This is a genomic window from Pseudomonas sp. zfem002 (assembly GCF_032621685.1).
Taxonomy (GTDB): Bacteria; Pseudomonadota; Gammaproteobacteria; order Pseudomonadales; family Pseudomonadaceae; genus Aquipseudomonas; species Aquipseudomonas japonica.
The window spans coordinates 157,679-173,365 of record NZ_JAVYJH010000009.1 but is presented as its reverse complement, the minus strand read 5'-3'; the positions used below and the strand labels follow the sequence as shown (position 1 = coordinate 173,365).

The 15,687-nt window shown below is 63.7% G+C and carries 13 protein-coding genes and 2 tRNA genes; 5 read left to right on the top strand and 10 right to left on the bottom strand.

Going from position 1 to position 15,687, the window contains the following annotated elements; genetic code table 11:
- Positions 1–177: 177 nt before the first annotated feature.
- Positions 178–828 carry a response regulator transcription factor ErdR gene (gene erdR / locus RTI28_RS12940; RefSeq protein ID WP_316920809.1) on the top strand — a complete coding sequence of 217 codons (651 nt, stop codon included), beginning with the start codon at positions 178–180 and terminating at the stop codon, positions 826–828.
- A gap of 78 nt (positions 829–906) precedes the next feature.
- Positions 907–1,269, top strand: a complete 363-nt coding sequence (locus RTI28_RS12935; RefSeq protein ID WP_316920808.1) for a diacylglycerol kinase — start codon at positions 907–909, stop codon at positions 1,267–1,269.
- Here the strand turns inward: RTI28_RS12935 and RTI28_RS12930 are convergent.
- Positions 1,266–2,192, bottom strand: a complete 927-nt coding sequence (locus RTI28_RS12930) for a LysR family transcriptional regulator (RefSeq protein ID WP_316920807.1) — start codon at positions 2,190–2,192, stop codon at positions 1,266–1,268. The two genes, RTI28_RS12935 and RTI28_RS12930, sit on opposite strands and share 4 nt — an antisense overlap.
- A 120-nt stretch (positions 2,193–2,312) precedes the next feature.
- On the opposite strand from RTI28_RS12930, the gene fpr reads away from it, so the two are divergent.
- Positions 2,313–3,092, top strand: coding sequence for a ferredoxin-NADP reductase (fpr, locus tag RTI28_RS12925; protein ID WP_003222277.1), 780 nt, complete (start codon positions 2,313–2,315; stop codon positions 3,090–3,092).
- A gap of 190 nt (positions 3,093–3,282) precedes the next feature.
- Here fpr and tsaA read toward each other — a convergent pair whose 3' ends face one another.
- The 4 genes from tsaA to rimO form a co-directional block, all read right to left on the bottom strand.
- On the bottom strand, positions 3,283–3,981 hold the full coding sequence (gene tsaA / locus RTI28_RS12920) for a tRNA (N6-threonylcarbamoyladenosine(37)-N6)-methyltransferase TrmO (RefSeq protein WP_316920806.1): 699 nt from the start codon (positions 3,979–3,981) through the stop codon (positions 3,283–3,285).
- Positions 3,982–3,988: 7 nt separating this feature from the next.
- Positions 3,989–4,450: a DUF1456 family protein gene (locus RTI28_RS12915; protein ID WP_316920805.1), complete on the bottom strand. Its 462-nt coding sequence runs from the start codon at positions 4,448–4,450 to the stop codon at positions 3,989–3,991.
- Positions 4,451–4,491: 41 nt separating this feature from the next.
- A complete protein-coding gene (locus tag RTI28_RS12910) occupies positions 4,492–5,202 on the bottom strand; it encodes an rRNA pseudouridine synthase (protein ID WP_316920804.1) in 711 nt (236 codons plus the stop codon).
- A 127-nt stretch (positions 5,203–5,329) separates the two neighbouring features.
- Positions 5,330–6,667, bottom strand: coding sequence for a 30S ribosomal protein S12 methylthiotransferase RimO (gene rimO / locus RTI28_RS12905; protein ID WP_042121836.1), 1,338 nt, complete (start codon positions 6,665–6,667; stop codon positions 5,330–5,332).
- A gap of 268 nt (positions 6,668–6,935) precedes the next feature.
- Here rimO and RTI28_RS12900 point away from each other — a divergent pair, with 268 nt between their 5' ends.
- Entirely contained in the window at positions 6,936–8,834 is a 1,899-nt protein-coding gene (locus tag RTI28_RS12900) for a potassium transporter Kup (RefSeq protein WP_316920803.1), read from the top strand.
- Between the two features lie 51 nt (positions 8,835–8,885).
- On the opposite strand, the gene RTI28_RS12895 is transcribed toward RTI28_RS12900, so the two are convergent.
- The 4 genes from RTI28_RS12895 to RTI28_RS12880 all read right to left on the bottom strand — a co-directional run bounded on the left by RTI28_RS12895 (position 8,886) and on the right by RTI28_RS12880 (position 13,330).
- Positions 8,886–10,181: a virulence factor family protein gene (locus RTI28_RS12895; protein WP_316920802.1), complete on the bottom strand. Its 1,296-nt coding sequence runs from the start codon at positions 10,179–10,181 to the stop codon at positions 8,886–8,888.
- Positions 10,181–12,820 carry a bifunctional lysylphosphatidylglycerol flippase/synthetase MprF gene (gene mprF / locus RTI28_RS12890; protein ID WP_316920801.1) on the bottom strand — a complete coding sequence of 880 codons (2,640 nt, stop codon included), beginning with the start codon at positions 12,818–12,820 and terminating at the stop codon, positions 10,181–10,183. Before mprF ends, RTI28_RS12895 begins: the two co-directional genes overlap by 1 nt.
- Before the next feature lie 221 nt (positions 12,821–13,041).
- A tRNA-Met gene (locus RTI28_RS12885) sits at positions 13,042–13,118 on the bottom strand.
- A gap of 135 nt (positions 13,119–13,253) precedes the next feature.
- Positions 13,254–13,330 (bottom strand) — tRNA-Met (locus RTI28_RS12880).
- Positions 13,331–13,546: 216 nt separating this feature from the next.
- Here RTI28_RS12880 and dinB point away from each other — a divergent pair.
- On the top strand, positions 13,547–14,611 hold the full coding sequence (gene dinB / locus RTI28_RS12875; protein ID WP_316920800.1) for a DNA polymerase IV: 1,065 nt from the start codon (positions 13,547–13,549) through the stop codon (positions 14,609–14,611).
- A gap of 117 nt (positions 14,612–14,728) precedes the next feature.
- Here dinB and RTI28_RS12870 read toward each other — a convergent pair whose 3' ends face one another.
- Positions 14,729–15,682 carry a hypothetical protein gene (locus RTI28_RS12870; protein ID WP_316920799.1) on the bottom strand — a complete coding sequence of 318 codons (954 nt, stop codon included), beginning with the start codon at positions 15,680–15,682 and terminating at the stop codon, positions 14,729–14,731.
- Positions 15,683–15,687 lie beyond the last annotated feature (5 nt).

The window sequence follows — 15,687 nt, the reverse complement described above, 5'->3', positions numbered from 1 at the left end:
CCACCCGGTTCCGCCTCGGCATCCTTGGCGCCGATTCGGGCACGTCGAGGGCTTGAATGCGGTATTTACTGGCCCCGCTGTGCCTTTTTGGCGTCCGGCACTGCCGCCGGCGCCTTGAGTTGCTCCGCCAGGTCCCGGCCGCTTCCGGTACCTGCACAGAACAGGATCATTAGATCGATGGCCACATACGAAATCCTGATTGCCGATGACCACCCGCTTTTCCGCAGCGCCCTGCGCCAGGCCGTGACCCTGGGGCTGGGCGCCGACGTGCGTCTGGTGGAAGCCGCCAGCATCGCCGAACTGGAGACCCGCCTCACTGAAAAATCCGATTGGGACCTGGTGCTGCTCGATCTGAACATGCCGGGCGCCTATGGCTTCTCCGGCCTCGTGCTGCTGCGTGGACAGTACCCGCAGATCCCGGTGGTGATGGTATCGGCCCAGGAAGAGGCGTCTGTCGTCGTCAAGTCGCGGGAGTTCGGGGCCAGTGGCTTCATTCCCAAGTCGAGTCCGCTGGAATCGATCCAGGACGCCGTGCGCAAGGTGCTCGACGGTGACGTCTGGTGGCCGCCACAGGCGTTCGAGAAGGTCGATGTCTCCGCTGAAGCCAAGGCTGCCAGCGAAGGCCTGGCCAGCCTCACGCCGCAACAGTTCCGCGTGCTGACCATGGTCTGCGAAGGCCTGCTGAACAAGCAGATCGCCTATGAGCTGAACGTCTCCGAGGCGACCATCAAGGCCCACGTCACGGCGATCTTCCGCAAACTCGGGGTGCGTACCCGGACCCAGGCCGCGCTGCTCCTGCAACAGCTCGAATCGGTTGGCGCCGGATAAGGCCATTGGCCTTCACGGTTTTTTTACCCGCGGTGCACTAGTCTGCACCGCTTTCCAGAGTCGAAGTGGCTGCTAGCTATGTCACCTTTCAAAGGTCAGACCGGTTTCAAACGTGTTTTCAATGCCGCGGGTTATTCCCTTGATGGCCTGCGCGCGGCATTCAACGGCGAAGCGGCGTTTCGCCAGTTGGTCCTGCTCAACGTGATCCTGGTCCCGCTGGCGTTCTGGCTGGACGTCAGCCGCGCCGAGCGGGCGGTCCTGATCGCGGTCTGCCTGCTGGGCCTGATCGTCGAACTGCTGAACTCCGCGGTGGAGGCGGCGATCGACCGTATCTCCCTGGATCGCCACCCGCTGTCGAAGAACGCCAAGGACATGGGCAGCGCCGCGCAGTTCGTGGCGCTGACCATGGTGGCACTGGTCTGGGGCGTGATCCTGCTTTAAGCGATGCTCGGCAGGACGATTTCATCGCTGCGCTGCACGCCAGCGGTGAAGGTCCGACACAGTTCGAGGAATTCGCGCATGGCCGAGGTCTGGTATTTCTGCTTGTGCCAGATGAAGAAGAACTGCCTCGCCAGATCCAGCTCCGGCGTCTCCACCGGCACCAGGCTGCCGCGCCGAAAGGCATCGCGCAGCGCCAGGCGGGAAATGCAGCCGATACCGAGGCCGGACTCCACCGCGCGCTTGATCGCTTCGGTGTGCTCCAGTTCCAGACGGATATTCAGCACCGAACGATGATGACGCATCGCCTGGTCGAAGGTCAGGCGGGTCCCGGAGCCTTCTTCGCGCAGAATCCACGCCTCGCGGGTCAGTTCCTCCAGACTGGCCTGGCCGCGCTGGGCCAGCCGATGTTGCGGCGCGCAGAACACCACCAGTTCATCGGCGACCCAGGGCTGCACTTCCAGGTCCGGGTGATTGCAGTCGCCCTCGATTAGACCCAGGTCAATTTCGTAGTGAGCGACTTGTTGCACGATATGCGCAGTGTTCTGCACGTGCAGCTTGACCTGGCTTTCCGGGTGGACCTGCATGAAGCTGCCGATCAGCAGGGTCGCCAGGTAATTGCCGATGGTCAGCGTGGCGCCCACCGCCAGTGAGCCAAAGCCGGACTTGCCGTTGAGCAGGTCCTCGATTTCCTTGGCCTGGTCGAGCAGGGCCACCGCCTGGGGCAGCAACTGATGGCCCAGGGCATTGAGGCTCAGGCGCTTGCCGGCGCGGTCGAACAGTTGGCAGCTGGATTGCCGTTCCAGCTCGGTGATGGAGGTGCTTGCCGCCGATTGCGACAAGGCCAGCACGCTGGCAGCGCGCGACACGCTCTGGTGCTGGGCGACGGCGACGAAGACTTGAAGTTGACGCAGTGTAAATCGCATATCTATATAACCGATAACACATATCTTGATAATTCATTTAACAGATATTGTCCTCCGCATTAAACTACCGCGCAATCGCGCTCTCGGTTAGCGCTGCGTTTTTCTCAGGAGCCTCCTTACATGAGCAACATGAACCACGAACGTGTCCTCAGTGTGCATCACTGGAACGACACCCTGTTCAGCTTCAAGTGCACCCGCGATCCGGGCCTGCGCTTCGAGAACGGTCAGTTCGTGATGATCGGCCTGCAACAGCCCAACGGCCGCCCGCTCATGCGTGCTTACTCCATCGCCAGCCCGAACTGGGAAGAGCATCTGGAGTTCTTCAGCATCAAGGTGCCGGACGGTCCGCTGACCTCCCAGCTGCAGCACCTGAAGGAAGGCGACGAGATCATCATCAGCAAGAAGCCTACCGGCACCCTGGTCCTCGACGACCTGAACCCGGGCAAGCACCTGTACCTGCTCAGCACCGGTACCGGCCTGGCACCGTTCATGAGCGTCATCCAGGATCCGGAAACCTATGAGCGTTTCGAGAAAGTGATCCTGGTCCACGGTGTTCGCTACGTGAACGAAGTCGCCTACCGCGAATTCATCACCGAGCACCTGCCGCAGAACGAGTTCTTCGGCGAAGCGCTGCGTGACAAACTGATCTACTACCCGACCGTGACCCGCGAGCCGTTCGAGAACCAGGGCCGTCTGACCGACCTGATGCGCAGCGGCAAGCTGTTCAGCGACATCGGCCTGCCACCGATCAACCCGCAGGACGACCGCGCGATGATCTGCGGCAGCCCGAGCATGCTGGACGAAACCAGCGAAGTGCTGGACAGCTTCGGCCTGAAGATCTCGGCACGCATGCGTGAGCCGGGTGACTACCTGATCGAGCGGGCTTTCGTCGAGAAGTAAGTTTCGGCGAAGCACAAAAAACGCAGACCTTGGTCTGCGTTTTTTTATGCCTGAGATTCAAAAAGTTGTTCTAGCGCGGACGCTGTAGGAGCTGGCTTGCCTGCGAAAGGACCGCAAAGCGGTCCCCAAAATGGTGCTGCTCATGCGATTCCGGGACCGCTGCACGGTCCTTTCGCAGGCAAGCCAGCTCCTACAGTGACTCAGCCACCACTTCCAGCACGCGGATCCGCTCCGGTGTCGGGTAGTGCCAGCGTACCTGCACATCCCAGAACTTCACCCCATACACCCGCTCCGGCGGCGGCACCTGATACGCCGGGCGCGGGTCCTGGGCCAGGCACTGCTCGATCAGCTCCACCAGCGGCTCGCCCAGGCGCAGTGCATGCTCATGGGCCTGGGGCAGGGCGCTTTCGCCCCACTCCACGGCGATCGGCTCAGGCGGCGCACTGGCCATCTGGTTGCTGGCCTCGCTGACGCTGTCGGCATACGGCACGTAGGGCTTGATATCCAGCACCGGCGTTCCGTCCAGCAGATCGATGCCCGACAGCAGCAGGCGCCCCGGTTCGACCTTCTCCAGGCGCACGACGGACTGTCCGATGCCATTCGGCCGGTGGGTCGCTCGGGTGGCGAACACCCCTACCGAGGCATTGCCGCCCAGGCGCGGCGGGCGCACCTTGAGGCGCGGCTTGTCTTCCAGGGCCTGGTGGAACAGGAACAGCAGCCAGACATGACTGCTCTGCTCCAGCCCGGCTACCGCCTCGCCCGTGTCGAACGGCGGGACCAGTTCCAGAACGCCACGCGCCGCCGGCGCCAGTTGTGGCTGCCGCGGGATGGCGAACTTCTCCTTGAAGCAGGAGCGGACGAAGCCGACGGGCGAGACGCTGTGCTCCATGTCCGGCTCAGCCCCGGATACGCAGGGTCAGCCCCTTGAGGAAGTTGCGCAGCAACTGGTCGCCGCACGGGCGGTAGTTGTGATGGTCGGCCTTGCGGAACAGGGCGCTCAGCTCCGGCTTGGACACCGGGAAGTTGGCGGCCTTGAGCACGGCATGCAGGTCGTCTTCCTTCAGTTCGAAGGCGACTCGTAGTTTCTTCAGGATGATGTTGTTGCTCACCGGCAGCTCGATCGGCAGTGGTGGACGGCTCTCATCGCGGCCGCGGCGGAAGATCACCAGGCCATCGAGGAAGTGCGCCATGACCTCGTCCGGGCAATGGCGGAAGCCTGCATCGTCGTCTTTCTTCAGGTAGCTGGCCATGTCCGCGTCGTTGACGTTGAAGCCGTTGGCACGAGTGATCTGCGCCATCTTGGTGTCGGAAATGTCCAGCATGTAGCGCAGGCTGCGCAGTACGTCGTTGTGAATCATCAAGATTGTCCTGATCGGGAACCTCGCCAGCGCGGCGCGGCTCAGAATTTTTCTTTGCTTTCCAGGTAGCGCCACTGGCCGGCTGGCAGTTTGCTCATGGCGACACCGCCGATGCGGATGCGGCGCATGCTGACCACTTCGAGGCCGACGCTGCGACACAGCAACTCGACCAGCCCCGCCGGAGGATTCTTCAGCACCAGACGCAGGCGGGTTTCGTTCTGCCAACTGGCCTTGACCTTCGGCAGTTCGTGGCCCTTCCAGGTGAAGCCGCGGTTGAGTCGCTCGAGGCCGGTACCGATGATCTCCCCGCGGACTTCGACCACGTATTCCTGTTCGAGCTTCTGGATGTCCGCGTTGATCTTGCGCACGGTGCGCCAGTCCTGGCTGAACACCTGCAGGCCGCTGGCGCCGGCCTGCAGTTCGGCCAGGCAGGTCAGGCGGGCGAAGTGGCCGCGCAGCACGCGCCGGCCCTCGGCGTGGGCTGCCGAGAGGTTGCCGGCGTTCATGCCGAGGCGACCGGTCTCGGCGCTCTGCCCGGCTTCCTGGTGCAGAAGCAGGGTGACGGGGTCCAGCGGTTCGGTCCTGGCGCTAGGGAGCAGGGCGACGGTCTGCCGGTCGACCGGAAACTGGGGTTCATCGACGACCTGGCCGTCCACCGTGACCCAGCCTCCGCTGATATACAGTTCGGCCTCGCGGCGGGAACAGCCGAGCTGGGCGACAAGGCATTTGGACAGGCGGGTGGTTTCGGACATGACAGGGCCGTGGTGCAGGGAAAGGCGTCCATTGTAACCGCCGAGGCGGGCTCGGGTCCGGCTACATTTCGCGCGGGGATAAAAACAAAGCCCCGCCAGGGGGCGGGGCTGTTCAGCGGGGCCGATCTCAGATCGGTTCGGCCCAGAGGTCGTACTCGTCGGCATCCACCACCCGGCAGCGCACCTTGTCGCCCGGCTTGTAGCCGTGGTCGCCGTCGATGAACACGTTGCCGTCGATTTCCGGTGCGTCGAAGAAGCTGCGGCCAACCGAGCCCTGTTCCTCGACTTCGTCGATCAGTACTTCGATTTCGCGACCGATGCGCAGTTGCAGCCGGGCGCTGCTGATGGCCTGCTGATGGGCCATGAAACGATCCCAGCGATCCTGCTTGATCTCGTCCGGGACTTCTTCCAGGCCCAGGTCATTGGCCGGTGCGCCTTCGACCGGCGAGTACTGGAAGCAGCCGACGCGGTCCAGTTGGGCTTCGCTGAGCCAGTCCAGCAGGTACTGGAAGTCTTCCTCGGTTTCGCCGGGGAAGCCGACGATGAAGGTCGAACGGATGATCAGGTCCGGGCACTGTTCGCGCCATTTCTTGATGCGCGCCAGGGTCTTGTCTTCGAAGGCCGGGCGTTTCATCGACTTCAGCACTTTCGGGCTGGCGTGCTGGAACGGGATGTCCAGGTACGGCAGGATCTTGCCCGCGGCCATCAGCGGAATCACGTCGTCCACGTTCGGGTACGGGTAGACATAGTGCAGGCGAACCCAGGCGCCGAGGCTGCTGAGGGCTTCGCACAGCTCCAGCATGCGGGTCTTGACCGGGCGGCCGTTCCAGAAGTCGGTCTTGTACTTGACGTCGACGCCATAGGCGCTGGTGTCCTGGGAAATCACCAGGATTTCCTTGACCCCGGCCTTGACCAGGCGCTCGGCCTCGCTCAGCACTTCGCCGACCGGGCGGCTGACCAGCTTGCCGCGCATCGACGGGATGATGCAGAAGCTGCAGCTGTGGTTGCAGCCTTCGGAAATCTTCAGGTAGGCGTAGTGGCGTGGGGTCAGCTTGACGCCCTGTGGCGGCACCAGGTCGATCAGCGGGTTGTGGTCCTGGCGCGGTGGCACCACTTCGTGTACGGCGTTGACCACCTGCTCGTACTGCTGCGGGCCGGTGACGGCCAGCACGCTCGGGTGCACGTCACGGATATTGCCTTCCTCGACGCCCATGCAGCCGGTGACGATGACCTTGCCGTTTTCCTTGATGGCTTCACCGATCACTTCGAGGGATTCGGCCTTGGCCGAGTCGATGAAGCCACAGGTGTTGACCACCACCACATCAGCGTCCTGATAGGTGGGCACGACTTCATAACCTTCCATGCGCAACTGGGTGAGGATGCGTTCGGAGTCAACCAGGGCCTTCGGGCATCCGAGCGAGACGAATCCTACCTTTGGCGTGGTGGGGGTTGCGGTGGTGGACATGGCTAACCTCGGTGTAGAGGGGCTGCCGTGTACATGACGAAAGGCAACCCTGCTGGGCGCTTCCAGGCGCCTCTGATCAAAAAGTGCGCAATTCTAGCGAGCGATCGTCTGCTTGACCAGCAGAAAAACGACGAACGCTGCGCTATGCTTCGCGGCGTTGCGCCCCGGTCATTTTCAGACAGGCGCGACAGGGTTCTGCCGACGATAAAAATCATAGCGTCTGGCACGAAATTCACCGGTTTCCGGTACTCGTTCGTGGGAGTGGTTGATGGGTCAGGCAAGCAGTGAAGCCTCGGCGGGGCAGGGAGCGACGCGGTCGTTGGGCCTGCTGGTGGCAGCTGTCGGGGTGGTGTACGGCGATATCGGCACCAGCCCCTTGTATACCCTGAAGGAAGTCTTTACCGGCGGTTATGGGGTGCCGGTCAACCATGATGGTGTGTTGGGCATTCTCTCGCTGATCGCCTGGTCGTTGATCTGGGTGGTGTCGTTCAAATACGTGACCTTCATCCTGCGCGCCGACAACCAGGGCGAGGGCGGGGTCATGGCGCTGACCGCGCTGGCCACGCGCGCGGCCGCGTCGCGGCCGCGGCTCAAGGCGATGATGGTGGTCTGTGGCCTGATCGGTGCGGCGCTGTTCTACGGCGACAGCATGATTACCCCGGCGGTTTCGGTGCTGTCGGCGGTGGAGGGGATGGAGCTGGCCTTCGACGGTATCGATCACTGGGTGGTGCCCATTGCCCTGATCGTGCTGGTCGCGCTGTTCCTGGTGCAGAAGCACGGCACGGCGAAGATCGGCATTCTCTTCGGGCCGGTGATGGTCACCTGGTTCGTGGTCCTGGGGCTGCTGGGGCTGCATGGCATCTCGCAGAGCCCCGAAGTGCTCAATGCCTTCAACCCGGTCTGGGCGGTGCGTTTCTTCATCGTCCATCCGGGCATGGGCGTGGCGATCCTCGGTGCCGTGGTGCTGGCGTTGACCGGTGCCGAGGCCCTGTACGCCGACATGGGCCATTTCGGCCGCAAGCCGATCGCCCGTGCCTGGTTCGCCTTGGTGCTGCCGGCGCTGGTGCTCAACTACTTCGGCCAGGGCGCCTTGCTCCTGCAGAACCCGGACGCGGCGCGCAACCCGTTCTATCTGCTGGCGCCGGGTTGGGCGCTGCTGCCGCTGATCGCCCTGGCCACCCTGGCCACGGTGATCGCCTCCCAGGCGGTGATTTCCGGGGCCTTCTCCCTGACCCGCCAGGCCATCCAGCTCGGCTATATCCCGCGCATGCAGATCCAGCACACCTCCAGCGATGAGCAGGGACAGATCTATATCGGCGCGGTGAACTGGTCGCTGATGGTGGCGGTGGTGCTGCTGGTGATCGGTTTCGAGTCCTCCGGCGCCCTGGCCGCGGCCTACGGCGTGGCGGTGACCGGCACCATGCTGATGACCACGCTGCTGGTGGCCACGGTGATGCTGCTGCTGTGGAAATGGCCACCGCTGCTGGCGCTGCCGATCCTGCTCGGGTTCCTGCTGGTGGACGGCCTGTTCTTCGCCGCCAACCTGCCCAAGGTGGTGCAGGGCGGGGCCTTCCCGGTCCTGGCGGGGGCTGTCCTGCTGGTGCTGATGAGCACCTGGAAGCGCGGCAAGCAGATCCTCGTGGATCGCATCGACGAAGGTGCGTTGCCGTTGCCGGTATTCATCGGCAGCATTCGTGTGCAGCCGCCGCACCGGGTCGAGGGTACGGCGATCTTCCTCACCGCACGGGCCGATGCGGTGCCGCACGCGCTGTTGCACAACCTGTTGCATAACCAGGTCCTGCACAGCCAGGTGGTGCTGCTGACCGTGGTCAGTGAGGATCGTCCGAGGGTGCCGGAGCATGAGCGTTTCGAGGTGGAGGCCTATGGTGATGGCTTCTTCCGCGTGCTCCTGCATTTCGGCTTCATGGATGAGCCGGACGTGCCGGCGGCGTTGCGCCTGTGTCATCTGGACGAGCTGGATTTCAGCCCGATGCGCACGACCTATTTCCTCAGTCGGGAGACGGTGATTTCGTCACGGCTGGAGGGAATGTCGCGCTGGCGGGGGAATCTGTTCGCCTTCCTGCTGAAGAATGCCAACGGCAACCTGCGGTTCTTCAATCTGCCGTTGAACCGGGTGATCGAGCTGGGGACCCAGGTCGAGATCTAGGTTGCTGCCGAGGGCCTCATCGCTTGCCAGCGAGGGGCCCTCAGGCCAACTTCAATTCTGCTCAGCGACGCTGTTCTTGCCCTGGCGGCTCTCGATCTCGCTGATCAGCTTGCGCGCCAGCGCCGGATAGTTCTCGTCGAAGTGGTGCCCGCCCGGCAGCTTGAGCTTCTCGCCCACCGCGGTGGTGTCGGTGCAGCCACTTTCGTCGGTCTCTTCCACGCCGTACACGCAAAGTACCTTGGCTGCCGGCATCCGGGCCATTTCCGGACCGGTCGGTGCCTCCTTGCCCTCCTGGCCCAGCCAGCCCTCCACCTCGATCTCGAAGCTGCCGCTGCGGGCGAATGCCAGCAGGATCACTGCGTCGATGCGTTTCTGGTCTTCTTCCGGCAGACGGTTGTAGATCGCCGGCAGGACGTCGGCGCCGAACGAGTAACCGGTCAGCACGAAGCGCTTGGTGCCCCATTTCTGCCGGTAGTGCTGCATCAGCTCGGACAGGTCGACGGCGCTCTGTTCCGGGGTCTTGTGCTGCCAGTAGTAGCGCAGGGTATCGATGCCGACCACTGGATAGCCGAGCTTGGCCATTTCCCCGGCGACGTCGCGGTCGAGGTCACGCCAGCCGCCATCGCCGGAGAGGAACAGGGTGACGGTGTCGGTAGTCTGGCCGGCGGGAACTTCCACCACCGGAATGCTCATGGCATTGCCGTCCTGGCCTACCAGGGCGTGGGTCAGCTGGGCCTTGAGCACCTGCGGCAGATGGATGTCGTAGTCGGCGATGCTGGTTTCGGCATTGGCCTGGTCGCGCACGAAGGCGGCGCTGGCGTCATCCGGGTTGTCGTTCCAGGCCACGTTCCAGTGGCCGTGTGCCGCCGATTTGGGCGCGGCGATCGAGCAGCCCGGACGCTCCAGGGTGAAGTCCACGGAGATGGCCTGCGCCTTGTCGTCCTTCTGGCCTGCCAGCCAGTCCCAGGCCAGGTTGGCGCCGGGGCCGATGCCGGCGACCAGCGTCGGCGCGCCCTCGAGCTGTTGCGTGGCCAGTTGCACGGCTTGCTGTTGCAGGGCGCAGTCGCTGGGCGGCAGCGCCACCTGGACCAGTTGCGCCGCACCGCTCTGGCTCAGGTCCAGCAGTTGCTTGTCGCTCAGCAGTTGCTCCTGCGGCGAGGCGATGACCACCCGGGCCCTGGCCTGGCTGCCAGGGGTGGCGCGGGTCAGGCTGCTGCCATCGCTGAGCGTGATGTGCTCCAGGTGGGCTGCGGGCGCGGGACGGGTCCATGCCCAGAAACCAACAGCGGCTGCCAGCAGTGCCACGATCAGCGTGCCGAGCAGGTAGTACCAGTAACGTCGAATCATCAGCGTTTCACCAATCCTGTAAGACCGCCCGCGATCAGGGCGGCGGTATCGGCCAGTGCGACCAGCGGATCGAGTCCGGCGGGGACGGCCATGTAGCGGGGTTCCCAGTCAGGCTGGAACTTGTCCTTGAAGCGGCGCAGGCCCTGGAAGTTGTAGAGCTGCTCGCCGCGCTGGAACACCATCGAGCCCAGGCGCTGGGTCAACGGGGCACCGCGCCGCGGTTGCAGGCCCGACAGCGGTACCATGCCCAGGCTGAAGCGGGCGTAGCCATGCTGTTTATAGTGCTGGATCAGGCCGATCATCATGAATTCCATGGTCAGCTTCGGCGCGTCCGGATGGGCGCGCATCAGGTCGAGGCTGGCCAGTTCCCGACCATGGGTTTCCAGCAGGTTGGCGAAGGCGACCGGCTGACCCTGGAAGCGGATCAGGGCGATGCGGAAGTGTTGCAGATAGTCCTCGCTGAAGCGACCGAGGGAGAAGCCTTTCTCGCGCACGTTCTTGCCGCTCAGCCAGGCGTCGGAGATCGCTTTCAGCTCCGCCAGCGGCGCCTGACCCGGTTCGTGGATCTCCAGGCTCAGGCCATCGCGTCCACCTCGATTCCAGGTGTAGCGCAGGTCCTTCATCTCCTTGCCCTTGGCTTCCAGGTCGAAGCGCAGCAGGTTGACCCGGGCTTCCTCGCCCAGCTTGATCGCGCTCAGGCCGATGTCCATGTAGAACGGCAGGTTCTCCGCGCGCACCTGGTAGAACACCGGGCGGGCGTGATGGATATCGCAGAGATCGCGAAACTGCCAGATCATCTCGGCGCGGCGCTGGGCCGGGCCGATCGGGTCGTACAGCGCCACCAGGCTGCGGCCGCGGCGGGCGTACATGAGGAAGGCATCATCGTCGGGATGGAACAGCAGGGCCTTGTCGCCGGTCAGGGCCAGTCCCCCGTCGGGCTGCTCCGAGGCCAGCAGGATGCGGTTGGCACGCTGCAGTTCGTCGGGCGTCGGCAGGTGGATCACCGGCCGCGCCGTGCGCAGCAGCCAGGTCAGCGCCACGACCACCAGCAGCACCGCGCTGCCCAGGGCCGAACGCAGCCCGCGCGGGGCGTCGGCGTTCAGGGTGAACTGCCACCACAACTGATGGCTGTAGGGCACGTCCTGGTAGGCGAACAGCAGCAGCCAGATCGAGGCGCCGACCACGCAGGCGCTGGCCATCAGGTAGATCGGTGAGAAGGGCAGCTCCAGCAGACGGCTCGGGCGATAGAAGGAGCGCCGGAACACCGCCAGCAGGCTGGCGGTGAACACCATGATGCTGGCTTCTTCCCAGTCGAAGCCCTTGAGCAGGGACAGCAGGGCGCCGACCAGCAGAAGAATGGTGGTCAGGATCCAGGCCGCCGACAGGCGCCGGCGCAGGCCCTGGGCCAGCAGCAGGCAGAGCACGCCGATCAGGCTGGCACCGAAGTGCGAAGCGTCGATCAGGCGATGGGGAATCAGGAAACCGAGGTGCTTGAGGCGAGTGTCGATTTCCGGCGTGGCGCCGGAGAACAGCAGGACCACGCCGGACAGGAACACCAGCACCGCCAGTACCGGCGCGGCGAGTCCGGAGGCGACCTTGATCGCCTGCTGGGCGAACAGCAGGCGCCGGGCTTCGCTGGCCAGCAGGATGACGCAGGCGACCAGCATCGGCAGGACCACGTAGATGAGGCGATACAGCAGCAGCGCAGCGGCCAGCGGAGCGGCACCGAGCTGGTTGGCGAACGCGGCCAGGAGGATCGCCTCGAACACCCCGACACCACCCGGCACATGGCTGAGGACGCCAGCGGCCAGGGCCAGCAGGTACACCAGGAGGAAGGCGCCGAAGGGCGGCGCTTCAGGCAGCAGCAGGTAGAGCACGGTTGCGGCGGCGGCGACGTCCAGCGCGGTGATCACCAGCTGCAGCAAGGTCAGCCTGGCGCCCGGCAGGCGCAGGGTGCGGCGCCCGACACGGCTGAGCAGGGCATGGGCAAACGGCTGCTCTGGCAGGCGACGGCGGTAGAGGCCATAGGCCAGGGCCGCGGCGAGCAGCAGAACCGCAATCGCGATGCTTGCCAGCACGCCTTCCGGCAGGCGCAGGGCCACTGCGGCGGCGGGAAGGTCGCTCAGCGTGGCCAGGGCGGCCAGTGGTGGCAGTGCGCAACCCAGCGACAGGCTGGCGAACAGGGTCATGCGCGCCACTTCGGCGGCGCCGACACCCTGACGGGCATACAGGCGATAGCGCACCGAACCGCCGGACAACAGCGACAGGCCAATGGCGTTGCCGATCGCGAAAGCGCAGAAGCCGCCCATCACCAGGCTGCCGGCGGGCAGCTTCACCTCGGCGTAGCGACTGGCCGACCACTCGTAGCCGAGCAGGGTGATGAAGCCGAGGACGGTCGCCAGCAAGGCGCCGCCCAGCGCGGGGCCGGGCACGCTCAGGATCTGGTCGTGCAGGGCATAGATATCCAGCTCGCTGAGCAGATGGCGGCAGGCGATCAGGGCAATCCCGAACAGCAGCAGGGTCACGGCCAGGCCGATGGGTTGACGGTACTTGCTGAGCAGATCGAGCCAGCGCAGGCGGCTGGGGGCGATGGGCTGGGCGGCGGTAACGGGAATGTCGGTTTCAGCGGTTGGGCGCATCAATCACCTCGGGGATTGTGCGCGACAGGACGGGAGTATCCGGTCAATTTACCAATCCCTATGGAATAATAATGTCTGAATATTACTAGCGTTCAGGCGAATCCGTGCCGGTCATGTTAGTTAAACAATATTCACATTGCCGCTGAGGTCAGGAGGGGGAGGCGAGATTTTTCGAACGCATACGAAAAAGGCCAATCTTTCGATTGGCCTTTTTCTGTATCTGGTTGCGGGAGCCGGATTTGAACCGACGACCTTCGGGTTATGAGCCCGACGAGCTACCAGGCTGCTCCATCCCGCGTCTGATGGGTGCGCATTCTACAGCCTTGAATCTGGCTGTCAATGCTTAATTATTGATTTTCCTGAAAAACTTGTCGCGATGAAAACGCGGGCAAACGAAAAAGGCCAATCTTTCGATTGGCCTTTTCCTTGTATCTGGTTGCGGGAGCCGGATTTGAACCGACGACCTTCGGGTTATGAGCCCGACGAGCTACCAGGCTGCTCCATCCCGCGCCTGTGAGACCGAATTCTACAGGGATGCTTTTCCCTGTCAAGCGAAAGCTTTAAAAAATCCTTTTTTCTTCAAATGCTTAGCATTCCTGAAGGATGACCTGCCGGTCAGCGTCAGGCCACAGGCCGTGCTATCCGGGGGTTATGCAGAGGTTTGATGCGGTCGCTCAGGCCGGGTGAGATACTGCGCGTACGAATTTTCCGCATTAACGGTCAGCCATGCTCCAGCGCAAGATCATTCATATCGACTGCGATTGCTTCTACGCGGCCATCGAGATGCGTGACGACCCGCGTCTGGCCAGGCGACCGCTGGCGGTGGGCGGGTCGGCGGAGCGCCGCGGGGTGATAGCGACCTGCAATTACGAGGCGAGGGCGTTTGGCGTGCGCTCGGCGATGTCGTCGCGGCATGCCCTGGGGCTGTGTCCGGATCTGTTGATCGTCAAGCCGCGGATGGATGCTTATAAGGAAGCATCGCGGGAAATTCACAACGTCTTTCGCGAGTACACCGACCTGATCGAGCCGTTGTCGCTGGACGAGGCCTATCTGGATGTCAGCGAAAGCCAGCGCTGTTCCGGCAGTGGCACGCTGATCGCCCAGGATATCCGGCGCAAGATCGCCCAGCGTCTGCATATCACCGTGTCGGCCGGGGTGGCGCCGAACAAGTTTCTCGCCAAGATCGCCAGTGACTGGCGCAAGCCCAACGGCTGTTTCGTGATCACCCCGGCGGAGGTGGAGGATTTCGTTGCGCAACTGCCGGTGAGCAAGCTGCACGGGGTTGGCAAGGTGACTGCGGACAAGCTGCATCGCCTGGGCATCGTCTCCTGCCTGGACCTTCGTCAGTGGGAGCGGCTGGCCCTGGTCCGTGAATTCGGCGGTTTCGGTGAACGGTTGTTCAATCTGGCCCGGGGCATCGATGAGCGACCGGTGCAGAACGACAGTCGTCGCCAATCGGTCAGTGTGGAAAACACCTACGACCAGGATCTGCCGGATTTGGCCAGTTGCCTGGAAAAACTTCCGGAACTGCTGGAGTCCCTCAATGGCCGCATGGCCCGCATCGACAGCAGTTACCGTCCCGGCAAACCCTTCGTGAAGGTCAAGTTCCACGACTTCAGCCAGACCACCCTGGAACAGGCGGGGGCAGGGCGGGATCTGCAGAGCTATCAGCAGTTGCTCAGCCAGGCGTTCGCCCGCGGCGGTCGGCCGGTTCGGTTGCTGGGGATCGGTGTGCGACTGCAGGATCTGCGTGGGGCCCATGAGCAGCTTGAGCTGTTTCCTGCGTCCTGAAAGATATTGGGGCCGCGTTGCGGCCCTTCGCGAGCAAGCTCGCTCCCACTGCGAATGCATCCTGTAGGAGCGAGCTTGCTCGCGAAGGGCTGCAACGCAGCCCCAATTGCGTAAGTGCTAGTGCGCGCCGGGATCGGCAACCAGCCGGCCTGCGTCCTTTCTCAGTGACTGCAGGAATTCCTGCTGCAGTTCCGGATCGTTGCGGGTCAGTTCGATCAGGCTCTGTTCCAGTTCGCTGGCTTCCTCTTCCAGGCCCAGGTCGGACAGACGCTTGACCCGATGCACCCACTGGCTGACATCGTCGTCCTCGAGGTCGTCGAAAATCAGGTCATGGGCTTCCACCAGCTTGCTGCGCAGGGTACCGCTGACCAGCAGGCTGGCGTCGGCACGAACGGCGCTGTCCTCGTCGGCCACCGACAGGTGCAGGGTGCCGATATGTGTCAGGTTCTGCTCGCTGAACGGGCTGTCCAGCAGGTTCAGGCGCAGGATGCCGTTACGGTCGGTGGTCAGCTCGTGAACCACCTTGCCGACCTTGACCTCCACCGGGCGTTCGCCCCATGGCACGCTGGTGTATTCCTGACGCTTGTCCTTCTGAACTTCCTCGATGCCCGCCAGGTTCTGCTGGGCACGGCCGTTGGACTGCACGTTCATGAACGGGTTGAGCCCGGCGAAGCCGTAGCCGAGCCAGTCCTGGGTCACGCTGTCGGGCAGGCTGCCAAAGGTGAGCACGTTCACCACGTTGGCGCCGAGGCCGGCCACCACCGCAACCGCGCCCAGCGGAATCTCGTAGATCTCCCGCCAGGGTTGGTAGGGCGTGTAGCGATCGTAGCGACGGGTCACTTCGAACTCGGTGATCTCGAAGTTCTTCTGCTCATGGATGCGCACACGACGTTGCGGCAGCTCGAGTACCTTGGGTTCCCCGACATCGATCTGCAGGCTGTGCTCGAGCAGCTTGCGCTCGATGCGTTCCTCGTGCTCGCTGCGCTGGGACATCTGGTTGGCGCAGCCGCTGAGGAGCAGGGCGCCGCACAAGGCGGCGCCCCCAAAGGTAAAGGTACTTCGCTTGAACATGGTTA